We start from the raw sequence: 20,009 nt of genomic DNA, 5'->3' as shown, positions 1-20,009 counted from the left end.
GCAGGTCGCTCGCTCTGCCCTCACCGATAGCAAACCATGTCGACTCAGACTTACCAGCGAAACTATGATGTGATTGTCATCGGCGGCGGTGTGCTGGGTGCATTTCATGCCTACTTCGCCATGCAGCGCGGCTGGAAAACCCTGCTGATCGAACGCGACATTTTCCCCCAGCAGGCCTCCGTCCGGAATTTTGGACTGATCATTCCCAGTGCCATGCCGCCGGGAATCTGGCGCGATCGCGCACTGGCTTCCTGTGACATCTATGAGGAGCTGACCAGTCAGCTGGGAGTCCCCCTGCGACGGGTGGGTACGCAATACCTTGCGCATACCGCAGCAGAAGCCCGATTTTTAAAACAGATGTCGATCGCGATGCAGGGCAGCCCCTGTCCCGCAGAATTTCTGAATGCGGAGGAAACGATCCATTCCAGCTGTTGCCTGAACCCCGAATTCTGCTCGGGCAGCCTGTACTTTCCCCAGGATCTGCAACTGGATCCGGACCAGTTCTTTCGCGAGCTGATCAACTGGATCGCCTGCACGTCGGACTGCGATTACCTGCCCAAAACCACTGCCGTCTCGGTCAGGGAACGCAGCAGCCACTGCCAGGTCAAAACCGCCGACGGCAGAGCCTTTCACGCGGAACACGTGATTGTCTGCTCCGGCGCGGACCTGCAGACACTCTTCCCCGAAGAATATATCGAGCGGAACGTGCAGTACTGCAAACTGCAGATGCTCAAAATTTCCAATCCCGAAAATCGTACACTGGGGACCAGCATTGCCTCTCCGATCGCTCTGACGCGCTATCCGGCGTTCCTGAATACGCAGTTTCTGCAGGGAATCACCCTGGATGCGCCCGCTGCGGAACTGCAGGAGCATGGGATTCAGATCTGGATGACGCAGAATCAGCACAACGAATTTATTCTCGGCGATTCGCACGCCTATTCAGTCGATCCCCCCACCGAGCGGATGTCGGCGGAGGTGGAAGAACTTATCATTAATTATGCGCGAAAGATGTTCGTGAAACTCGATTTTCAGGTCACAGACCGCTGGTGCGGTATTTATACTGAGGAGAAAGCGGCGGGCCTGTTCCACAAACAACCGGGCGAACGCATTCAGCTCCTCACGGGGATCGGCGGCAAAGGAATGACGACGGGACCAGGTCTGGCAAAAGAAAATATCGGTCAACTCTCTCTTTGATAAAGCAGGCCCTGATGTCCAATCACTCCAACCGTAACTGGCAGATCGTGACTCTGACGAGTCTGTTTTTAGGCTACGTCGGTTACTATATCTGCCGTTCCAACCTGGCCGTCGCGACGCCGCTGCTGCTCTCGGAAGAATCCGGTCTGGGGATCACCAAAATTCAGATCGGCACGGTCGCCTCGGTCGGCGTGATGCTGTATGCCTTCGGTAAAATCATCAACGGCTATCTGGCCGACTTCCTCGGCGGGCGGCTGATGTTTCTGACGGGCATGCTCTGTTCGATTCTGTTCTCAGTGCTGTTCGGCCTGGCTGCCGGCCTGACCCTGTTTATCCTGATCTGGGCCTGTAACCGCTTTGTCCAGTCGATGGGCTGGGTGGCGCTGGTCAAAACCGCCTCGCGCTGGTTTCCGGTGCAGTGGCATGCGACGGTCATGGCAATCCTCTCGCTCTCATTTCTGTTCGGCGATGCCTTTGCCCGCGTCTACCTGGGCAGCCTGATCATGCTCGGTGAGAATTATGGTTCGCTCAGTTTCCTGGCGAACTGGCGGACCGTGTTTTTCGTCGCTGCGGGTACGCTGACGGCGATCGCGATCTTCGTCTATTTCACTCTCAAGTCGAGTCCCCATGATGTGGGCCTGGAAGAACCGGAGGCCAATCCGCTGAATGTTTTCGGAGCGGAAGGCAATCATGCGCAACGGATTTCGATTAAAGAGGTGCTCAAGCCGCTGGTCGCCAGTCCGTTGTTCTGGCTGATCTGTGTAATGAACTTCAGCCTGACTCTGGTTCGGGAAACGTTTAATTTCTGGACCCCGACTTTTTTGAATGAGGTGGCCCAGTTCGATATCGGATCGGCGGCAGTGGGCAGCATGCTGTTTCCGCTGGTGGGAGGCTGTTCGGCCCTGCTGGCCGGCATCACTTCCGATCGACTCCGCGGCCGCCACGGGCGCGTGGTGTTACCCAGCCTGATTCTGCTCGTGCTCTCGCTGGTCCTGCTGAGTACGGTCGATGTGACCGGCAAGCCTTACCTGGCATTGACGCTGCTGTCGCTGGTCGCCTTTTTCCTGATGGCCCCCTACTCTTTCCTGTCCGGCGTGATGGCGATTGACCTGGGAGGCAAACGGGGCTGTTCGACCGTCGCCGGCCTGGTCGATTCCGCCGGTTACCTGGGCGCGATTCTGTCCGGCCATACGGTGGGCATGATTGCCCAGTACTACGGCTGGAAGATGGCCTTCGGCGGACTGGCCGGCATCTGTTGTACCGCGATCATAGCGGGCGCCATTTACTGGATGATTCAGGAACGTGAAATGAACCTGGCGCAAACCCTGTCCGAAATCAATCCTCCGGAGGCAAACGATGTCCCCTCAAGCTGAAACGCAGGATATTCTCCAGGAAATACGCGCCCTCTTCGCAGAGAAAGGCAATGAAATGTATGCCGGCGAAGCGGTCTCCCAGACTGAGCACGCTTTGCAGGCCGCCTCTGCCGCCGAACAGGAAGAGGCACCGCCGGAACTGATCACCGCGGCCCTGCTGCATGACATCGGTCACCTGTTACATAAGCACGATGAAGACTGTGCTACACAAGGCATCGATGATCTGCATGAACGGATCGGCGCGGCCTGGCTGAAGAAGTATTTCCCCGAAGCGGTCACCGAACCGATTCGCCTGCACGTGGATGCCAAACGTTACCGCTGTGCCACAAATGCGGAGTATCTGTCCCGCCTCTCACCCGCATCGGTCCTGAGCCTGGAACTCCAGGGGGGCCCCTTTGATGAACGCGGGCAGCAACAGTTTGAAAGCAATCCCTGGCACCTGGAGGCCCTCCGCCTGCGGAACTGGGATGAAGCAGCCAAGATTCCCGGTCTGGAAACGCCGGAACTCGAATATTTTTTAACCTCAGTCCAACGGGTCCTGCAGCAGCAGCCCGGGGACCTCAACTGAATGAAAGTCAGCATGCAATCGACACAAATTAAACTGGTGATTTTTGACTGGGCAGGTACCACCATTGACCACGGCTGTTTTGCGCCGATCTCCGCCTTCATCAAAGCCTTTAAGGCCTGCGGCGTCGAGGTCACTCCCCAGCAGGCCCGCGGTCCCATGGGACTGCACAAGCAGGATCACATCCGCAGCCTGTTTCAACTGGACGAGATCGCCGCCCAGTGGGAGGCCCTGCACCAGCGTCCCTGGTCTGAAGACGATGTGAAACAGATCTATGAAACGTTCATGCCGCTCCAGATCGAGGAAGCCAAACTCTACACGGACCTGGTACCCGGACTGTGCGAGTCACTCGCGCCGCTCAAAGTACGGGGTATCAAAATCGGCTCGACGACCGGCTACCCGCGCGTCGTGGCCGAACCGATTCTGCAGTCCGCGCGGGAACAGGGTTACTACCCCGACTTTTCGATGTGCGCGGATGAAGTTCCCGCGGGACGGCCCGCGCCCTGGATGATCTATCGGAACATGGAAGCCCTCGGCGTCTATCCCCCCCGGGCGGTCATCAAAGTCGGTGACACCGTTCCCGATATTGAAGCGGGCCTGAATGCAGGCACGTGGACGGTCGGACTCACACAGACCGGCAGTGAAGTGGGCCTGAGTATAGACGAGCTCGCAGCACTGGATCCGGACCAGAAACAGCAGCTGTTACAGGCCGCGGAAACGAAACTGAAAAACGCAGGCGCCCATTTTGTCATTCCGACACTCGACGGCCTGTCTGCCATCATTGACCAGATTGAAGCAGGTGAAGTGCGCTATGGATGCTGATATCCCCTACTTACTGTTGACCCCCGGACCGTTGACCACGACGCGAACCGTTCGCGAAGCAATGCTGGCCGACTATTCGACCTGGGACGTGGATTACAACCAGCGTGTCGTCGAAATTCGCGAGCGACTGGTGCAACTGGCTGCGAGCACGCCCGGTTATACGTCGGTGCTGATGCAGGGGAGCGGCACGTTTGCCGTCGAGGCCACCCTCGGTTCGGTGATCCCCCCCTATGGAAAACTACTGCTGATTTCCAACGGCGCCTATGGCGATCGCATCGGTCAGATCGCCGACTGTCTGAACATTCCCCGGGTCACCCTGGCTTACGCGGAAACGGAGCTCCCGGATCTCGACCAGATCCGCAAGGCGCTGGCAGACGATGAATCCATCACACACGTGGCGCTGGTGCACTGTGAGACCACGACCGGCATGTTGAATCCAGCCCGGGAAGTCGGTCAGCTTGTGGCGGAGGCAGGCCGGGATTATATTCTGGACGCCATGTCTTCCTTCGGCGGAATCCCGCTGTCGATGGAAGAGTTCCATATCGACTACCTGATTTCCTCCGCCAATAAATGTATTCAGGGAGTACCCGGGTTCGGGTTTGTGATTGCCAATCAGCAGAAGCTGGAGCAGACAGCAGGTTTCGCGCGTTCGCTCAGCCTGGACCTGTACGATCAATGGAAAGAAATGGAACAGAAGGGGGGTAAATGGCGCTACACGTCTCCCACGCATGTGGTCAACGCGTTTCTGCAGGCATTGAACGAACTGGATGCAGAGGGAGGCATCGCTGCCCGGCATGCCCGCTACGTCGAGAACCAGGAGACCCTCGTCCGGGAAATGGAACAACGGGGCCTGCGCACCCTGCTGCCTCGGGAACTGCAGTCACCCATCATCACTTCCTTCTATTATCCGGAATGGGCAGGCTTCTCGTTTAACCGGCTCTACGATGAACTGAAACGCCGACGGTATGTGATTTATCCGGGCAAGATCAGCCAGGCAGAAACGTTCCGTATCGGCAATATCGGCCATGTTTTTCCGGACGATCTCAGGCAACTGGTCGAACAGATCGGACTGGTCCTGGATGAGATGCAGGTAACATTCGAACAGACGACATCCGGTTAAGTTCCGTTGCAGAGAAAATCGGTACACTTTCCGGTTCTGCAGCAGCAGTTTATAAAAAAGTATCTTTTCTAATTAAGAGGTTTCTTCTCAGATCCAGTAGATATCGAAGCTGATGGAATCAGCGATTCATTCCATTGGCTTTTCAGATAATATAATTGACATCGTTATGAGTGATCCCTGCGTCTCGATCATCCTGACAGGCGAAGAGCCTGCCTTGCAGCGTACTGAAGTCAAACGTCCCCAGTTACAGCCGGGTGAAGTGCTGGTGGAGATCTTATGCTGCACGATCTGCGGAAGCGATCTGCACACATACGAGGGCACGCGCTCCACCCCCTGCCCGACAATTCTGGGACACGAAATGGTCGGACGCGTGGTCGATCTGCATCCGGAATATCCCACGGTGGATTTCCTGAACCGTCCCGTCAAGATTGGGGATCGCATCACCTGGTCGGTCGCGGTGGCCTGTCAGAAGTGTGAATACTGTCGCCGGGGCCTGACCCAGAAATGCACCAGCCTGTTCAAATATGGTCATCAGAAACTGACTGACAAAAACTATCTGAGCGGCGGTCTGGCCAGCCATTGTCACCTGGTCAAAGGCACGACCATTTTTAAAGTCCCGGCTTCACTTCCCGATCAGATCGCCAGCCCGGCGAACTGCGCCACGGCGACGGTCATGGCCGCCTTTCGACTGGCGGGCGACATCCAGGATCGCAGCGTGCTGATCCTGGGAGCAGGCATGCTGGGAATCACGGCGACCGCGGTGGCCCAGACGAAAGGGGCTGCATCCGTGATCGTCACCGACATCGATCCGCAACGTGTGCAGCGCGGTCTGGAATTCGGCGCCACACATTCCATCCTGGTCAAGAAAGACGAACCGCTTCATTCTGAAGTGCTCCACCTGACCCAGGGACGGGGCGTGGATATTGTCTTCGACATGACGGGGGTTCCCGAAGTCATCGAGAGTGGCTTGGAAACGCTGGACATCGGGGGCACCATGATTCTGGTCGGCTCAGTTTACCCGGCCCGTCCGCTTCAGGTCTCTGCAGAACAGATCGTCCGCAGACTGCTCAAGATCGAAGGCATTCATAATTACGTCGACCTCGACCTGGCCAACGCCCTGAATTTTCTGGAACGTTACCAGCACACCTATCCGTTTCAGAAACTCTGCGACCAGAGCTTCTCGCTGGAGGAGGTACTCCAGGCCTTCGAAGCTTCCGGCGAGCACCGTTCTTACCGGGTGGCGGTCCTGCCGCAACAGAAATCCTGAACGATTCGCTTTCCGGTTCCGGTCGAAATCAGGAACCGGACCTCGAACTAGAAGTCAATCTCGGCTGACTGGCCCAGATCGATGCCGCGGCCCGGGCTGGGTTCAGACTGAGTGCGGCGAGCAGCGGGCCGCTGCTGTGGCCTGTTGCCCAGGGAAGCACGCCGAGGTTGAGCTGCATAGCGTTCCGGCTGTTTTTGTGAGTCCTGATGCAGTGACGTGCGGGGACGCCGCTGATTTTCCTGAACGAAGGCGACATCTTCTGCAGGCTGGCTGCTCTGAGCAGGACGACCGCTGAAGGGAACCCGGGAATTGATGGGCAGTGGTCGGGATTTCCGACTGCTCTCGGAATCGCCCTGCATCTGATTCAGGGAAACCGTTTGTTCTTCCTCGACTGCAGCAAACTCAGCATCCTCCTGGTCAGGACTTTGAGACCGGATCACCAGATCTTTGTTTTCGGTGGCCGGCTGAGTTTGAGGCTGATTGGTTGCCAGCTGCTGACCAGCGGGCAGATCCAGATCCGGGCTGCCAGCGATGATCCAGTTACCCCAATGCTGTTCCAGCTCTTCCACGTTTTTGTATTTGTACAACTTGGCAATCGCTTCATCCCAGCCGTTCTTGTGGGCATCCTGCAGAAACATCAGGTAGCGTTTCCGGCCACCGCGTTGCAACAGGAAGTCGGCCAGTGAGTAGCCTTCCGCATACAGTGTCAGCACCTGTTGCATTTCTTCAGGATACTCGGTCATGGAGAGCAGGTGGCGGAGAGGGATCCGTTTATTGGTGCCCATCACCTGCCGGTTCAACAGTCGCTGACGTTTCTTTTCGGATTCGTGTTCGACGATGGTCGCTGCCCCTTCATCAGCCCAGCGCGGGAGAGGGCGACGAAAGTGGCAGGCGAAGATCGTGTGATTGACTTCGTGGGGGAGCACGGAATCGAGGATGCGTTCCAGTGAACCCTGGATCTGCATATCCCAGCCAAAGACATGACCACGGTCAAAAGAAAACGTGGTAGCACCGCCGGCACCGTAGTTACCGACTTTCACTTTGATGGGACAGGGGGCATACCATTTGGGGAGTTCGTGTCCCAGCCAGGCAATCGCGAGTTCTTTGCGATAGATTTCAGCGGCATCACCCACCTGCTTGGCAATTTCCGGGGTAGGAGCGTGGGTCACAAAATTAGGGGTTTTGTAAGAGGCTCCCAGAGATAAAAAAGCAGCCAGCAGTAACACGAAACAGCGACAGAGTTGAGCTTCCATGCCCTCTTGTTCCTTTTTGTCGCAGCCGCCGGCGGGATGGCGGCTGACAAACACTCAATGAATTGTTACGGGATAGTATTGGGTCGATCACTCGAAATGGGGTTTGAGATTTGATCGGGGTCCTGCAACGGGGATCGGTGAATTCCATTCAGACCGATGGGGGTCGTGACAGGCAGAGGATCTTATTGCAAACGAAAGACCAATGACAGGCTGAGTTTGAAATCACACCAGCCTGTGCGGAATCGTTCAATTGCTAAAGTGTTGTTTTAATACACCTTACGTGATTCCTGAAAAAATCGGATTGTGCAAAATCGCGACTGCCATGTGCACTGATGTGCCTTGTAGAAATTGCAAATCAGAGACGCGTGCTGCGGGAAATGCAAAATTTACAATCGTCCTGCGACGACCGGAATTGCGGCTCAAAAACGAATCCGGGCGAAGAGCCAGCCCGCGATAAAACCGGCCAGCATGATCAGGCCCAGTGCGGTCACCCGCTGCGCTTCGCTGCCCGTGGCAGGAAAGAAGGACTGAAATAGAAAACAGAGCATCATCATCACGCCGGCCCCATATAAGCCGAATCGGACCCGGACTTCACCCGGAGTTGGCAGATCTTCGATTGGAGTCTCGGCACCGGTTTCTGCTTCCGATTCCGGTTTCTCGAGCCCCGGTTTTTCAGACGGGGGTTGCTCTGCAGTCACGTCGATTAAACCTCGGTTTCCAGGTTCTGAAGTTCGTTGATGATCTTCTTCACCAGCTGATCCAGGTGTTCTCCGGTGGCGGAAGAGAGCTGCATCACGGGCTGCCCCAGCTCTTCTGCCAGCAGTTCTGCCACCGCTTCCGCATCAGGGAGCTCACATTTGGTAACGACCACAATTTCGGGACGTTCCATCAATGTCGGATCATAGAGCCGCATCTCTTCCCGGATATGGCGATAGTTCTCGATCGGATCGGTCTGGTCCATGGGCGCGGGTTCAACCAGGTGTACCAGCACCCTGGTCCGCTCGACATGTCGAAGGAATTCATGGCCCAGACCCACGCCTGCGTGAGCGCCTTCGATCAATCCCGGAATGTCGGCCATCACAAACTGGTGGTCGAAACCAACCCGCACCAGCCCCAGGTTGGGATACTTGGTCGTAAAGGGATAGTCAGCGATTTCCGGGTGTGCCTTGGAGAGACGGCTGAGCAGCGTCGATTTCCCGGCATTGGGTTTTCCCACCAGTCCGACATCGGCAATCAGCTTTAATTCGAGGGAAATATCACGCTGTTCTCCCAGCGCGCCCTTTTCGAATTCGCGAGGAGTCTGATGCGTGGCGGTGGCGAAATGACGATTGCCGCGCCCCCCTTTGCCTCCTTTGGCGACGACCACCCGATCCCCGCTCTGTTTCATATCCCGCAGCAGGTGCCCCCGTTTACTGTCGAGAACCAGCGTTCCAGGGGGGACCATAATCACAGCGTCTTCGCCATTTCTACCGGTTTTCAGACTTCCCTGGCCGTGGCCTCCCCGTCCGGCATTCCAGTGTTTGTGACCGATGATATTCGCGAGACTGCTGACGTTTTCATCCGCCAGGACGATGACATCACCCCCCTTGCCGCCATCGCCTCCATTCGGACCGCCCCGCGGAACGTGCGCCTCCCGTCGGAAACTGGCACAACCATCTCCGCCGTCTCCGGCTTTACAATAAATGTCAACGCGATCAACAAACATAAGATTTCGTCTTCAAACAGGCAGCTAACAGGTGATTTTATCTGGGGTTACAACACTTCAGCAGCGAAGCGTTCTCCCTGCGCCATCGGGTCAGGACACCAGATCAACGGCAGAGGGTGCATTCCATACCGAACCTGTCATTGTAAGTTCTCAAGCAGAAATTACGAGGTCCTCTGACAGCAATCTGCAACAAACAGCGTTGAAAGAAAGACTCCTCATCGTTTTTGGAATCACCAACAGAATCGGACAGACATCATCTCACCATAACACTTTACCAGTCTGTCACTTACAACACGACTACTTAAATAAAATCGGATTGACCCGATTTCCGCAGCGCCGTATACTCCCGCTCCCCCACACATGCCCGCAAGGATGCGAATAAGGAATGGCGTGATGAGTTCCCTGCCTGCAAGGTCGGTTATTGAGTTTTCCCAGTTTGATCAGTTACGAGACGCGCGCGAAATCATCTTCAGCGAAGCCGCCGCCCTGCGCCAGATGGGAAGTTCGCTGGGCACCGAACTCTGTGACGCCGTCGATCTGATTCTGTCGCGTCCCGGAGCCGTCATCCTGACCGGCATGGGCAAGGCGGGACTGATTGCTCAGAAGATCTGCGCCACCCTGTCCTCGACGGGAACCCGTTCGCATTTTCTGCACCCGGCGGAAGCCATCCATGGTGACCTGGGTTGCCTGCATCAGGACGATACGGTACTGGCTTTGTCCAATAGTGGCGAGACCGAAGAGCTCAGACGACTGCTCCCTTTGATCCAGAAAATGGACCTGCCCATCATCGGAATCACAGCCCGGGAAACCAGTGCGCTGGGACGTGCCTCCCGGGTGGTGCTCTGCCTGGGCGACCTGAAAGAAGCGGGACCGCATCAGCTGGCCCCTTCCACCACGACCACCGCGATGCTGGCCATGGGCGATGCCCTCTCGCTGGTCATCAGCAAGGCCCGCGGTTTTACTCCGCTGCAGTTCGCCAATTTTCATCCCGGCGGCAGCCTGGGCAGACAACTGACACAAATCAATGAAGTGATGCGTCCCCGCGGGGAAGTGCGGGTGACCCACGAATCGACTTCGATCCGCGAAGCGTTCGTCCGGCTGAGTTCTCCTGGTCGCCGGAGTGGCGCCGTGATCATTGTCGATGCATCAGATCGCGTAACGGGCATCTTTACCGACAGCGATCTGGCCCGCCTGCTGGAAGAGCGCCGCGATGAGCAACTGGATCGCCCGATCCGGGAAGTCATGACACACAAGCCCACAACCATTCAGGCGGATGCTTCACTGCAGGACGCCGTCGATCTGCTCAAAGCACGCAAGCTCAGTGAACTGCCTGTCGTCAATCGACAGAATCGCCTGGCCGGACTGATCGACATCACCGATGTGATCGGCTGGCAACCCGAGACTTCCTCTGCCGACCGCCAGGCAGGATAATAGAATTACCATTTCCCTTTCGACAGTACATCTCACTTAAGTTAGAAACGATTTCAATCCATACATGACCGCAGCCATTCGATACAACAGGAATGGATTGTTTGATCGCCTGATAGCCAACCGCATGTTGTTGACCTGGGTTACAACATTGTCGCTGACGGGGGTTTATCTGACGTATGCGCATGCGATGCGCTTTGTCATCCAGGATAAAATCGTTCGCCAGGAGTTTCCGGAAGAGGTTTTCCAGTCACCCGAGTATGCTTCGACAAATAACGAGCAGGCCAAAACCTATCTGCCCGAAATCCCCTGGGCCGCGGATGCCCGCTATCAGTTTAAAGATGAAAACGTCTACATCTATACCGAACGCTGGCAGCAGGAAGAAGAAAAAAGAGCGGCCCGCTTGAAGCCGTTCGCGATGCTGATGTTCGACCCCAAGAAAGGGGACTCGGAAAAACCGTTCGCCTTGATGAGTGAAGAGGCACTGATTCGCTTCGAACAGCCGTTCGGCATCAAACAGACCGACCCGGGACGGATGATCGCGGGGTCCCTGGAAGGTTTTGTAAAAATTACAGGACCCAACGGGCTGATCATTTACGGGCGGAACTTCTTCTACGATGAATCGTCGATGAATATCTGGAGCGACAGTGAGGTGCGGTTCGCCTACGAGGAGCATCGCGGCCGCGCGCGGGGCATTGAAATGAAGTTGATTCCGTCAACGGAAAAACCCAAAGCACTCAAACCGGCCGCCGAAGGGATTCGCGAAATCGTCCTGCGTCGCGATGTCTACATGGAACTGGCTTTGAAGAAAGAGAAACAGACCGGCTCCAGAGAGCATGCGCGATTTGCAAAAGTGAAAAGTGCCGGCAGTTTCACTTTCAACCTGGAAACCAATCAGGGCACCTTTCACAAAGATGTGCGAGTCTATCATCCCACCAGTCCCCAACACGCCGACACCCTGGACTGCGATCAGCTGCAGTTACAGTTTGTGCGGAAAGTGGATCCTGCTGATCAGCAGTCAGCCGACGACGAGAAACCCGGCCATGGGAGTGGCAAGCTGCAATTCCAGGAACTGGTGGCCACGGGAGAAAATGTCACACTGGTCTCCCAGGAGAATCAGTTTTCGGGACGAATGACGCGTCTCTCTTATAATGAAGCCACTAAAACCATCGTGCTCTCCGACGAACGCTCCGTCGAAATTTATCAGCAGCTCTCTCTACTCAAGTGCCCCCGGATCACGATCCACCAGGATGAAGAGGGCCGGGTGGAAACAGTCCTCTGCGAAGGTGCCGGCAAGGTTGACTACGTGGATCCCGCCACCGGTCAATTAACGATCGCTGCCCACTGGGCGAAGCTGATGAAAAAATCGCGCGATCCGGAAACGCAACTGGATCTGGTGGAACTGGAACAGCAATGCTATGTGAAACAGCCCGCTGAAAAATTTGCGCTGGCCGCCCAGCAGATTCGTCTCTGGCTCAAAGGCGATCTGGGATCGCTGAAACAGAAAGAACTGCTGACTCAGCACCAGCAACAATCCGCCGAGAAGACTGCGCACAAAATCGATCCGCATAAAATGGTAGCCACCCGGAACGTGGCCATCTACAGCCCGCAACTCAGGGGCAAGACGCAACGGCTGGAAGTCTGGTTCGCTGAAGTCACCGCTCCTGAGTCGGCCCCGAATTCCCCCGTTGGTGACTCGGTCGCACCGCAGAAATCCTCTGTGAAGCAGGCCGCGTTTGCCGTTGAAGATTCAGCGACCAATTCCCGGGAAGGGCGGGTACTGCTCTCTGCGGAAAAGGAACCCGAACCGGTCATGGTCGTCGCCGATCTGATCAAGCTCCGCATGTCGAAGGACGAAACAGGGAAAGCGGAAGTCTCTGAAGTCTGGACGGAGGGAAATGTTTCGGTCGAACAGTTGCACGAAGCACAGCAGCAGCCGATGCACATCACGGGGAATCAGTTACACATTCAGAACAAAGGCACGAACGATCAGATCCTGCACGTGATGGGCAGCCCTGCCAAAATCAATGGGGGAGGCTCCCAGATCGAAGGGGATGACATTTATCTCTACCGCCTGGCGAATCGGGCCGAAGTCCAGGGCAAAGGGCTGCTGCTGCTTCCCGTGCGCGGGGGTAAGAAATCAGCCGCCGGCCTGCTCTCCGGCGCGGAGGGGATCACCCAGGAACGCGGCCTGGTCGGCAAACCTGAGGAACAGACCAACGACCAGGACAACCTGCTCGAAATTCACTGGGAACAGGAAATGGTCTTCGACGGGCTCACGGCCAACTTCTTCGGCAAGGTCCGCACCAACATGGGCGACAATCGGCTACGCTGCCAGGAAATGGAAGTAGTCCTCTCGGACCGGGTCTCGTTCACCGAAAAACAGTCCAAAGATCAGAAGCCTACGGTGCACTTCATTACCTGCCGCGACGGCGTGGAAGTGGAGAGCAACGAATACCTGGAAAACCGGCTGATCGGAATCCGCCGCGCCAGCTTCTGGCAGATGAACGTCGATCAGAAAACCGGAAATGCCGAAGCCCGCGGCCCGGGCTGGCTGATTCTCTGGCGAAGGGAAAATCCCCAGAAGTCCCATGCAGAATCCCGGGTCTCCCAGGCCAACCAGCCACAGAAAACAGACACCGACAACTGGAATTACACCCGCATCGACTTTAACGGCAAAATGACCGGCAACGTCTCCCAGCGGAGTACCACCTTCGACGATCGTGTGCAGATCACCTATGGAGGCGTCAAGCGACCGTTGGATACCATCAATCCGGACCAGTTGCCACCCAATGCAGGCTGGATGCGGAGTAACAGCCTGAAACTGATTCAACATGAAATTGAAGGACAGAAAAAGAAATACATCTCGATGCTGGCCAAAGGGAACGCGGAACTCGAAGGGAACGCCCTCGTCAAAAACAAGAAGGCACCGTCGAACCAGTCGTTTATCGCCCGGGCGGATACGATCAGTTATGACCAGTCGAAAGACCTGTATATGATGCGTTCGTTCGGCAATCGAAAAGCCACCATCCGCCGCTATTCACGCACCGGCAAGACGTCCACGACGCCCAGTGAAGCCCAGCAGATTGAATTCGCGCCCTCCTATGATCGTGTTACGTTGCACGGCGTAACCGGTATACAGGGACTTCCGTAACCGGTCTGACGGCTAATTTGCCGAATAATTCCTTTTTTCCTCTGCCTTTCTCGCCTAAAATCGTAGTAATCGAGCCTGTCTGCCTGTCCTGTTAGGAAAATCGAATCATATGCCTGTTCCGAATCAACAATCTGCTCCAGAACATCCAGGGATTGCCTCCCGTGTCATTCAGCAGACTGTTCGCAAAACAGGTCTCTGTCTGTTGATCTTCTCTGCTTTGATTCTATTTTCTCCCCGCGCGGGACTGGCGCAAAATCCGCGGGCACTGGAAATCTATAAGAAACAGTACCAGGGTCTGCAGGATCAGTTTCAGGAGAAACTGAAACAACTGGCCGAATATTGTCAGCAGAATCAGCAGAGTGAAGGAGCTCAGGAAATCGCAGCTCTGCTCAAAGAGTTAAATGAGTTCGATCCGCATTCCTATACGCTGCCACGGGATGTTCAGCCGGAGCTTTCCGTCAGCCTGCCCCAGGCGGAACGGATCTGGCGGCTGAAATTGAAAATCCTGCGGAAAGAGCAGGCCAACGATCTGTTTCTCTTTTCGCGCAAAGTGCTGCATGCCGGCTTTCCCAGTTTTGCCTATGAACTGATTCTGGAAACCGCCTACCACGATCCTGATCACCGCTCGGTCAGACAGATCCTGGGGTATGTCCGCAACGGTGCGGAATGGATGACGCCCTTCGAAAGGGAGATGCAGAAACGGAAACAGAAATGGCATCCGAAGTTTGGCTGGCTGCCCGCCTCTCACATCGACCGCTATGAACGGGGGGAACGCTATGTCAACGGGCGGTGGATGTCGGCAGCACAGGAAGCAGAAATCAGACGGGATTTCCGCAACGCGTGGGAAATTAAAACCGAACACTTCGAGATCAAAACCAATCACAGTCTGGAAATGGGCGTGAAACTGGCGACAGAAATGGAAGATTTTTACCGCTATTTCCATCAGACGTTCGCCGGCTTTTTCAACACCCCCGAACAGTTGCAGAAGCTGTTTGAAGGCGCCCGCAATCCGTTCCGCCGCCGCAATAATAACCAGCAGCACGTGATGCACTATTACAGTACCCGCGAGGAATACATTCAGCGGCTGCAGAAAGAGATTCCCCAGATCGGCCTGACGCACGGCATCTACCTGTTTGGTGACCGGATCTCCCACTTCTATCATCGCCCCGATGCGGAAGGGGATCTGGGAACGCTGTATCATGAAGCAACACACCAGCTGTTTTACGAAACCGGCTTCTACCGCGGAAACCGGCAGGTGGGGGAGAAGAATCACTTCTGGGCCATCGAAGGTATCGCCTGCTACATGGAATCATTCGAGAAGCATGGCAACAAGTTCCGGGCCGGGAATCCCCATCACATCCGCTTTAATGCCGCCCGTTATCGGCTCCTGGAAAATCAGTATTACGTGCCCCTGGAAAAATTTGCCGCCATGGGACGAACGGCCTTCCAGTCCAGCCCGAACATCAGCCCCAACTACAGTCAGGCGTCAGGACTCTCTCACTTCTTCATGCACGCACACCGGGGTGAATACCGGGATGCCTTTATCAAACAGATGACAGAGCTCTACAGCGACGATTCCCGCATCCGCAACAACGCACAGACCCTCGCCGAGCTGACGGGACTCTCTTATCAGGAGCTCGACCGCGAGTACCAGGCCTATTCGATGGCACTGCAGAAAGCCCTCGACGAGCGGACACTCAGCCAGCAGTCCCAGTAACTGACTGCTCAGTCAGCAGTTAACACTGCATTCCTTCCTGGCTTGAGTCAAATACCTGATCTCTCTTTCGGGTAACTGCGTTGGCTGCATTCAGCGTCAGGCAAACGCCTCCTTTATCTCCAAAACGAGCAGAGCAAGCACACTACCTGTCCCATCCATCGATAAGAAATCGCTTATCCATCATGAATTTACGGCAGAAACAGCTTGCGATCACGACTAATCCAAGCCTAGAATAATTAATGCGCTTAAATTTCTTTTTAATTTCTTACTAGAAGTGGTTTCATAACTTATTAAGTAAGGTGAACACGCACGCGAGTTGTGCGAATCCTAAAAACAAATGACTGTATCGTTCATATCGTATTACCAGACGACGAAAGTTGAACAGCCAGCTGATGGTGCGTTCGACTTTCCAGCGGCGTCGATATCGCCGCAGAGCACGCCCGTCTTGCGTCGCTGGTTTCACACGGTTCTTGCGATGCGGACAGATCAGCTCTATCTGCCGTTCCGCCAGCTCTGTGCGCAGGGGATCGCTGTCGGCCGCACGATCATAAATCAGGCGATCGGGGTCGCGTGGCAAAACTCGCTGGTCCAGCAGGGATTCAATCAGCTTCACCTCTGCCGGAGAGGCACTGGCACGATCCAAAGCGAGAGGGAGCCCGTTTCCGTCGACCAGCAGCATAAGCTTGGTTCCCTTTCCCCGTTTTGTCTTTCCGACATCGGCGCCCCTTTTTTTGCGGGGCAGAATGTGCCATCCCCGAATGCTTCCGACCAGACAACCAGCTTCCGGCGGTCTAAGTGTTCGAGCAATCGCTGCCACGCTTCCAGGAAGACACCGTCTTCGGTCCATTCCTTGAAACGCCGCCAGCAGGTGCTGGGAGATGGTAAAAATGTTGGTAAATCTTTCCATCGGGCACCGGTCCTTAATACCCAAAGGATTCCTTCGAGGCACTCGCGGGGAGCCACTCTGGGCCGCCCTCCGGCTGCGTTTACCGGTGGTTCTGGAAACAGATCTTTGATCAGAAGCCATTGCTCGTCCGAGAGTTGTGGTTTTGGTTCCGTCCTGGACCCGGTAATGTTGCGACCTGTGGCAGGTCGTGACACGCGGGTCATGGTCATAATGAGACCTCCTTTCGAGGGAGGTACTCGTACAAATACTATACCAAACTGTTCACGTAGTTTTGGGTTTTGAAACTACCTCTAATCTTTTCTTATTTTCTAAGAAGGAATTCTGAACGATGGCACTTAAGTTCAAGATGCGCACCAGACAGGGATTCACGCTGATCGAATTGCTGGTCGTAATCGCAATCATCGCGATTCTGATCGCGTTGCTGTTACCCGCGGTTCAACAGGCACGGGAAGCAGCCCGCCGGTCGACCTGCAAGAACAACCTCAAGCAGCTGGGTCTGGCATTACACAACTATCACGATTCACACCGGATCCTTCCGCCGGGGGACGTCAACGGGGGTGGCTACAGCTGCTCCTGGCTGGGAAGTCGGGAGACGAGAAATCACACCGCCTATCTCTATCTCCTGCCCTACATCGAACAGACCACGATGTACAACCAGATTAATTTTTCGATGGCGACCGGTGCTGCTGATGGTAACGGTGCCTGTACCGGTCCTTCACAGGGCATTCAGACTGCGGCAACATCGCACCCGATCGCGGTCTTCCAGTGTCCCTCCGATTCCTACAATCCCGGACCGTACACTTACAGCTCGAACACAGCCTATGCGACGACCAAAGATTATCGCACGAGCTACAGTGTCATCTATCTCAGCTATGACTCAACGACCACGTACGGCGCCATGACGGGAGTCAAAACGGCCTTCGGTCGCAATGGCGCGGCCCGCATTCGTGACTTCAAAGATGGTACGAGCAATTCCATGCTGTTCATGGAGACTCCGATGGAGAAAGACTCTTCGATCCGTGGTCCTTTCGTGGCAGCCTACGTCACCACCGGCGCCGTGATTGCTGCTCCCTACCGGAAGATCAATCACCCGACCAGTTCTACAAATCCCGTGGCTGTCTGGGGCTCACCCGGTAGCGAACACGTGGGCGGTTGTCATGCTCTCCTGGCAGATGGAGCCGTCCGTTTTCTCAGTGAGAACATCGACATCAATCTGCTGAGAGGTATTCAGACCATCAATGGCAACGAAATCTTAGGTGAGTTCTAATGCGAAACGTAATCCATTCTCAATATCAAACAGCCCGTGCTCTGGGACTGCTGATCCTGCTGACCTGTCTGACAGCAGGTTGTGGCGGCGGTGCATCTGATACGCCGGAACTGGGAGAAGTTTCAGGGACCGTCACCCTCGATGGAAATCCACTCAGTGGCGCTGAGGTCACTTTTGAACCGGGCGCGGGTGCTCCCTCTGTGGGGAAGACAGACGAAGCCGGCAAATATGAGCTCATCTACAATCAGGATGCCCATGGTGCCGTGCCGGGATCGCATACGGTGCGCATCTCCAAGTTTGGCGAGCCCGGCTCTCCTAATGACACGGAAAATCAGATCCCTGCGCAATTTAACGTCACCTCCACACTGACCGCAGAGGTCAAAGTGGGTGACAATACCGTGAATTTCGATCTGGATTCCAAACAGAAATAGCCGGCTTCCAGACAAACGGACTCGAAAACACAACAGGCGATGCCCTTCAGCGGGCATCGCTTTTTTTGTCACTGCGAAAGCAACCGCCTGCCGACATTCGTTCTGGACCCACGGTCAGGCGTGCGGTACGATAAAAAGACTCTCTGTCGTTTCTTCGTCCCTGCATGATCAGCCGCTCGAGTACTCCCCGATGAATCAGACGAGCGATTCACAACCAGAACCGCAACCGCAGCAGCGAAAGCAGCGGCATCCCGTCCTGTTTCGCCTGCTGGCGGTCCTGCTGGGACTCGCGCTGGTCGGCCTGCTGGAAGGGGGCCTGCGTTTGTGGGGCGTGCAGCCGCTCCCCTATAGCCGGGACCCTTTCGTCTCCTTCAGCGAAGACTCAACCCTGTTCGTCAAAAACGAGGCGGGGACCGAGTACCTGACCTCTGCCGACCGCTCTGATTTCTTTCGTCCGCAACACTTTCCGGTGCAGAAGGGAACCAATACGTATCGCGTGTTTGTCCTGGGCGGGTCGACTGTGCAGGGACGACCGTATGCAGTCGAGACCTCGTTCACCAACTGGCTGCAGCTCAATCTGCAGGCCGCAGATCCCGCGCACAAGTTTGAAGTGGTAAACTGTGGCGGTGTCTCGTATGCCAGTTATCGCCTGGTGCCGATCCTGCGTGAAGCGCTGCATTACGAACCCGATCTGTTCATCGTCTACAGCGGGCACAATGAATTTCTGGAAGACCGCTCTTATGCCAGTCTGAAACACCGGCCGGAACTGTTGCTACAGACGCAGCGTTCTCTTTTGAACCTGCGGCTGGCTTCTGTCATTCAGAGTCTGCTGCCGACCGAGCAGAACACAACGCCCGCTTCCAGTGAATCCGAGAATGTACTGGCAACGGATGTCAACGCGCTGCTCGACTTTCAGAAAGGACTGGAAAAGTATCACCGCGATCCGGAACATCATCGGGCAATCATGGCCCACTATGAGTTCAACATCCGCCAGATGATTCTACTGGCGCACCAGGCCGGTGTCCCGCTGCTGCTGGTCAACCCGGTGAGCAACCTTAAAAACTGTATCCCCTTCAAAAGCGAATTCGATCCCCGGCTCACCCAGGAAGAGATCGCCAGGATCAACGCACTCTGGAAGTCAGCCGACGAATGCAGTTGGGACCAGGCAGAACGCAAAATGGACTTCTGGCGTCAGGCGACCGACATCGATGACAGTCATGCCAGCCTGCTGTATGGCGTCGGTAAGACCTGCGAGTATCTGAAACAATTCTCAGCAGCGAAATCCTGGTTCATCAAAGCCAAAGAGGCAGATGTCTGTCCGCTGCGGATGCGGGAACCGATGCACGATTCACTGTTTCGCCTGGCAAAGCAGTATGACGTGCCCTTGATCGATGCCCGGCAATTAATCGAACAGAAAACGCCGGACGGCATTCCGGGCAGCGAACTGCTCGTCGATCATGTGCACCCCAGCATCGAAGGACACCAGCTGATCGCGGACGCGATTTACGAGAAGATGTGCGACCTGCAACTGATTGTCTCGCCCCCGGACTGGAAAGCCACCCGGGATCAACTGCGACGGGAACAACTGGAGTCCCTGGAGCAGGAATATTTCCTGCGGGGCGCCAAGCGTCTCAGACGTCTGCAGGGCTGGGCCCGGGGGCGGAGTACACTCGTTCCGGACGCGACGACGCAAACTCATACAAAATGAACGCGTTCTCTGATTGCTTCAGGTCTGTCACTGCTTTATCATCGAAGTACTTACCTGAATTACAGTTGCGAAACCACCACATCGATAGATACCGGCCC

General features: G+C 55.6%; 16 protein-coding genes. 12 read left to right on the top strand and 4 right to left on the bottom strand.

All coding sequences use genetic code 11. From position 1 onward, the window contains the following. Positions 1 to 36: 36 nt before the first annotated feature. The 6 genes from Enr10x_RS01010 to Enr10x_RS00985 all read left to right on the top strand — a co-directional run bounded on the left by Enr10x_RS01010 (position 37) and on the right by Enr10x_RS00985 (position 6,341). Positions 37 to 1,194 (top strand): TIGR03364 family FAD-dependent oxidoreductase, encoded by a 1,158-nt coding sequence (locus Enr10x_RS01010; RefSeq protein ID WP_145447889.1) that lies wholly within the window; start codon positions 37 to 39, stop codon positions 1,192 to 1,194. A 14-nt stretch (positions 1,195 to 1,208) separates the two neighbouring features. Next, complete coding sequence (locus tag Enr10x_RS01005) at positions 1,209 to 2,567, top strand: MFS transporter (RefSeq protein ID WP_145447888.1); 1,359 nt, start codon at positions 1,209 to 1,211, stop codon at positions 2,565 to 2,567. Further along, entirely contained in the window at positions 2,551 to 3,135 is a 585-nt protein-coding gene (locus tag Enr10x_RS01000; RefSeq protein WP_145447887.1) for a phosphonate degradation HD-domain oxygenase, read from the top strand. The genes Enr10x_RS01005 and Enr10x_RS01000 overlap by 17 nt, the downstream gene beginning before the upstream one ends. Positions 3,136 to 3,147: 12 nt before the next feature. Then, positions 3,148 to 3,954, top strand: a complete 807-nt coding sequence (phnX, locus tag Enr10x_RS00995) for a phosphonoacetaldehyde hydrolase (RefSeq protein WP_232093190.1) — start codon at positions 3,148 to 3,150, stop codon at positions 3,952 to 3,954. Beyond that, a complete protein-coding gene (gene phnW / locus Enr10x_RS00990; RefSeq protein ID WP_145447885.1) occupies positions 3,944 to 5,074 on the top strand; it encodes a 2-aminoethylphosphonate--pyruvate transaminase in 1,131 nt (376 codons plus the stop codon). Before phnX ends, phnW begins: the two co-directional genes overlap by 11 nt. 166 nt (positions 5,075 to 5,240) lie before the next feature. Further along, positions 5,241 to 6,341, top strand: a complete 1,101-nt coding sequence (locus tag Enr10x_RS00985) for a zinc-binding dehydrogenase (protein ID WP_197997440.1) — start codon at positions 5,241 to 5,243, stop codon at positions 6,339 to 6,341. Positions 6,342 to 6,388: 47 nt separating this feature from the next. Here the strand turns inward: Enr10x_RS00985 and Enr10x_RS00980 are convergent, their stop codons facing one another. The 3 genes from Enr10x_RS00980 to obgE all read right to left on the bottom strand — a co-directional run bounded on the left by Enr10x_RS00980 (position 6,389) and on the right by obgE (position 9,299). Beyond that, the gene (locus Enr10x_RS00980; protein WP_145447883.1) at positions 6,389 to 7,594 is read right to left on the bottom strand and encodes a hypothetical protein; all 1,206 of its coding nucleotides are present in this window, start codon (positions 7,592 to 7,594) and stop codon (positions 6,389 to 6,391) included. Between the two features lie 419 nt (positions 7,595 to 8,013). Next, positions 8,014 to 8,292 carry a hypothetical protein gene (locus tag Enr10x_RS00975; protein ID WP_145447882.1) on the bottom strand — a complete coding sequence of 93 codons (279 nt, stop codon included), beginning with the start codon at positions 8,290 to 8,292 and terminating at the stop codon, positions 8,014 to 8,016. A 5-nt stretch (positions 8,293 to 8,297) separates the two neighbouring features. After that, a complete protein-coding gene (gene obgE / locus Enr10x_RS00970) occupies positions 8,298 to 9,299 on the bottom strand; it encodes a GTPase ObgE (protein WP_145447881.1) in 1,002 nt (333 codons plus the stop codon). Between the two features lie 393 nt (positions 9,300 to 9,692). On the opposite strand from obgE, the gene Enr10x_RS00965 reads away from it, so the two are divergent. From Enr10x_RS00965 to Enr10x_RS00955, 3 genes are all read left to right on the top strand, one after another. Next, a complete protein-coding gene (locus Enr10x_RS00965) occupies positions 9,693 to 10,730 on the top strand; it encodes a KpsF/GutQ family sugar-phosphate isomerase (RefSeq protein ID WP_145447880.1) in 1,038 nt (345 codons plus the stop codon). A 97-nt stretch (positions 10,731 to 10,827) separates the two neighbouring features. Further along, positions 10,828 to 13,881 (top strand): hypothetical protein, encoded by a 3,054-nt coding sequence (locus Enr10x_RS00960; RefSeq protein ID WP_145447879.1) that lies wholly within the window; start codon positions 10,828 to 10,830, stop codon positions 13,879 to 13,881. Between the two features lie 109 nt (positions 13,882 to 13,990). Then, positions 13,991 to 15,598 (top strand): DUF1570 domain-containing protein, encoded by a 1,608-nt coding sequence (locus tag Enr10x_RS00955; RefSeq protein WP_145102908.1) that lies wholly within the window; start codon positions 13,991 to 13,993, stop codon positions 15,596 to 15,598. Between the two features lie 280 nt (positions 15,599 to 15,878). Here the strand turns inward: Enr10x_RS00955 and Enr10x_RS00950 are convergent. Then, positions 15,879 to 16,708 (bottom strand): IS5 family transposase gene (locus Enr10x_RS00950; protein ID WP_390620441.1). Its coding sequence is split into 2 segments (ribosomal slippage): positions 15,879 to 16,318 and positions 16,318 to 16,708, totalling 831 coding nucleotides; the frame shifts between segments, so codons are not numbered across the junction. Positions 16,709 to 16,833: 125 nt separating this feature from the next. On the opposite strand from Enr10x_RS00950, the gene Enr10x_RS00945 reads away from it, so the two are divergent. The 3 genes from Enr10x_RS00945 to Enr10x_RS00935 all read left to right on the top strand — a co-directional run bounded on the left by Enr10x_RS00945 (position 16,834) and on the right by Enr10x_RS00935 (position 19,911). Next, on the top strand, positions 16,834 to 17,772 hold the full coding sequence (locus Enr10x_RS00945) for a DUF1559 domain-containing protein (protein ID WP_145102906.1): 939 nt from the start codon (positions 16,834 to 16,836) through the stop codon (positions 17,770 to 17,772). After that, entirely contained in the window at positions 17,772 to 18,203 is a 432-nt protein-coding gene (locus tag Enr10x_RS00940) for a carboxypeptidase-like regulatory domain-containing protein (RefSeq protein ID WP_232093189.1), read from the top strand. The genes Enr10x_RS00945 and Enr10x_RS00940 overlap by 1 nt, the downstream gene beginning before the upstream one ends. Before the next feature lie 190 nt (positions 18,204 to 18,393). Continuing rightward, complete coding sequence (locus Enr10x_RS00935; RefSeq protein ID WP_145102904.1) at positions 18,394 to 19,911, top strand: SGNH/GDSL hydrolase family protein; 1,518 nt, start codon at positions 18,394 to 18,396, stop codon at positions 19,909 to 19,911. Positions 19,912 to 20,009: the final 98 nt, after the last annotated feature.

This window comes from Gimesia panareensis, from assembly GCF_007748155.1.
GTDB classification, from domain to species: Bacteria; Planctomycetota; Planctomycetia; order Planctomycetales; family Planctomycetaceae; genus Gimesia; species Gimesia panareensis.
The sequence above is the reverse complement of the archived record's forward strand: the minus strand, read 5'-3'. Positions and strand labels throughout refer to the sequence as shown.

What these genes read in the sequence shown, in the direction of transcription:
- Enr10x_RS01010 (WP_145447889.1), top strand. Translation starts at nt 37, where the DNA reads ATGTCGACTCAGACTTACCAGCGAAACTATGATGTGATTGTCATCGGC.
- Enr10x_RS01005 (WP_145447888.1), top strand. Translation starts at nt 1,209, where the DNA reads ATGTCCAATCACTCCAACCGTAACTGGCAGATCGTGACTCTGACGAGT.
- Enr10x_RS01000 (WP_145447887.1), top strand. Translation starts at nt 2,551, where the DNA reads ATGTCCCCTCAAGCTGAAACGCAGGATATTCTCCAGGAAATACGCGCC.
- phnX (WP_232093190.1), top strand. Translation starts at nt 3,148, where the DNA reads ATGCAATCGACACAAATTAAACTGGTGATTTTTGACTGGGCAGGTACC.
- phnW (WP_145447885.1), top strand. Translation starts at nt 3,944, where the DNA reads ATGGATGCTGATATCCCCTACTTACTGTTGACCCCCGGACCGTTGACC.
- Enr10x_RS00985 (WP_197997440.1), top strand. Translation starts at nt 5,241, where the DNA reads ATGAGTGATCCCTGCGTCTCGATCATCCTGACAGGCGAAGAGCCTGCC.
- Enr10x_RS00980 (WP_145447883.1), bottom strand. Translation starts at nt 7,594, where the DNA reads ATGGAAGCTCAACTCTGTCGCTGTTTCGTGTTACTGCTGGCTGCTTTT.
- obgE (WP_145447881.1), bottom strand. Translation starts at nt 9,299, where the DNA reads ATGTTTGTTGATCGCGTTGACATTTATTGTAAAGCCGGAGACGGCGGA.
- Enr10x_RS00965 (WP_145447880.1), top strand. Translation starts at nt 9,693, where the DNA reads ATGAGTTCCCTGCCTGCAAGGTCGGTTATTGAGTTTTCCCAGTTTGAT.
- Enr10x_RS00955 (WP_145102908.1), top strand. Translation starts at nt 13,991, where the DNA reads ATGCCTGTTCCGAATCAACAATCTGCTCCAGAACATCCAGGGATTGCC.
- Enr10x_RS00945 (WP_145102906.1), top strand. Translation starts at nt 16,834, where the DNA reads ATGGCACTTAAGTTCAAGATGCGCACCAGACAGGGATTCACGCTGATC.
- Enr10x_RS00940 (WP_232093189.1), top strand. Translation starts at nt 17,772, where the DNA reads ATGCGAAACGTAATCCATTCTCAATATCAAACAGCCCGTGCTCTGGGA.
- Enr10x_RS00935 (WP_145102904.1), top strand. Translation starts at nt 18,394, where the DNA reads ATGAATCAGACGAGCGATTCACAACCAGAACCGCAACCGCAGCAGCGA.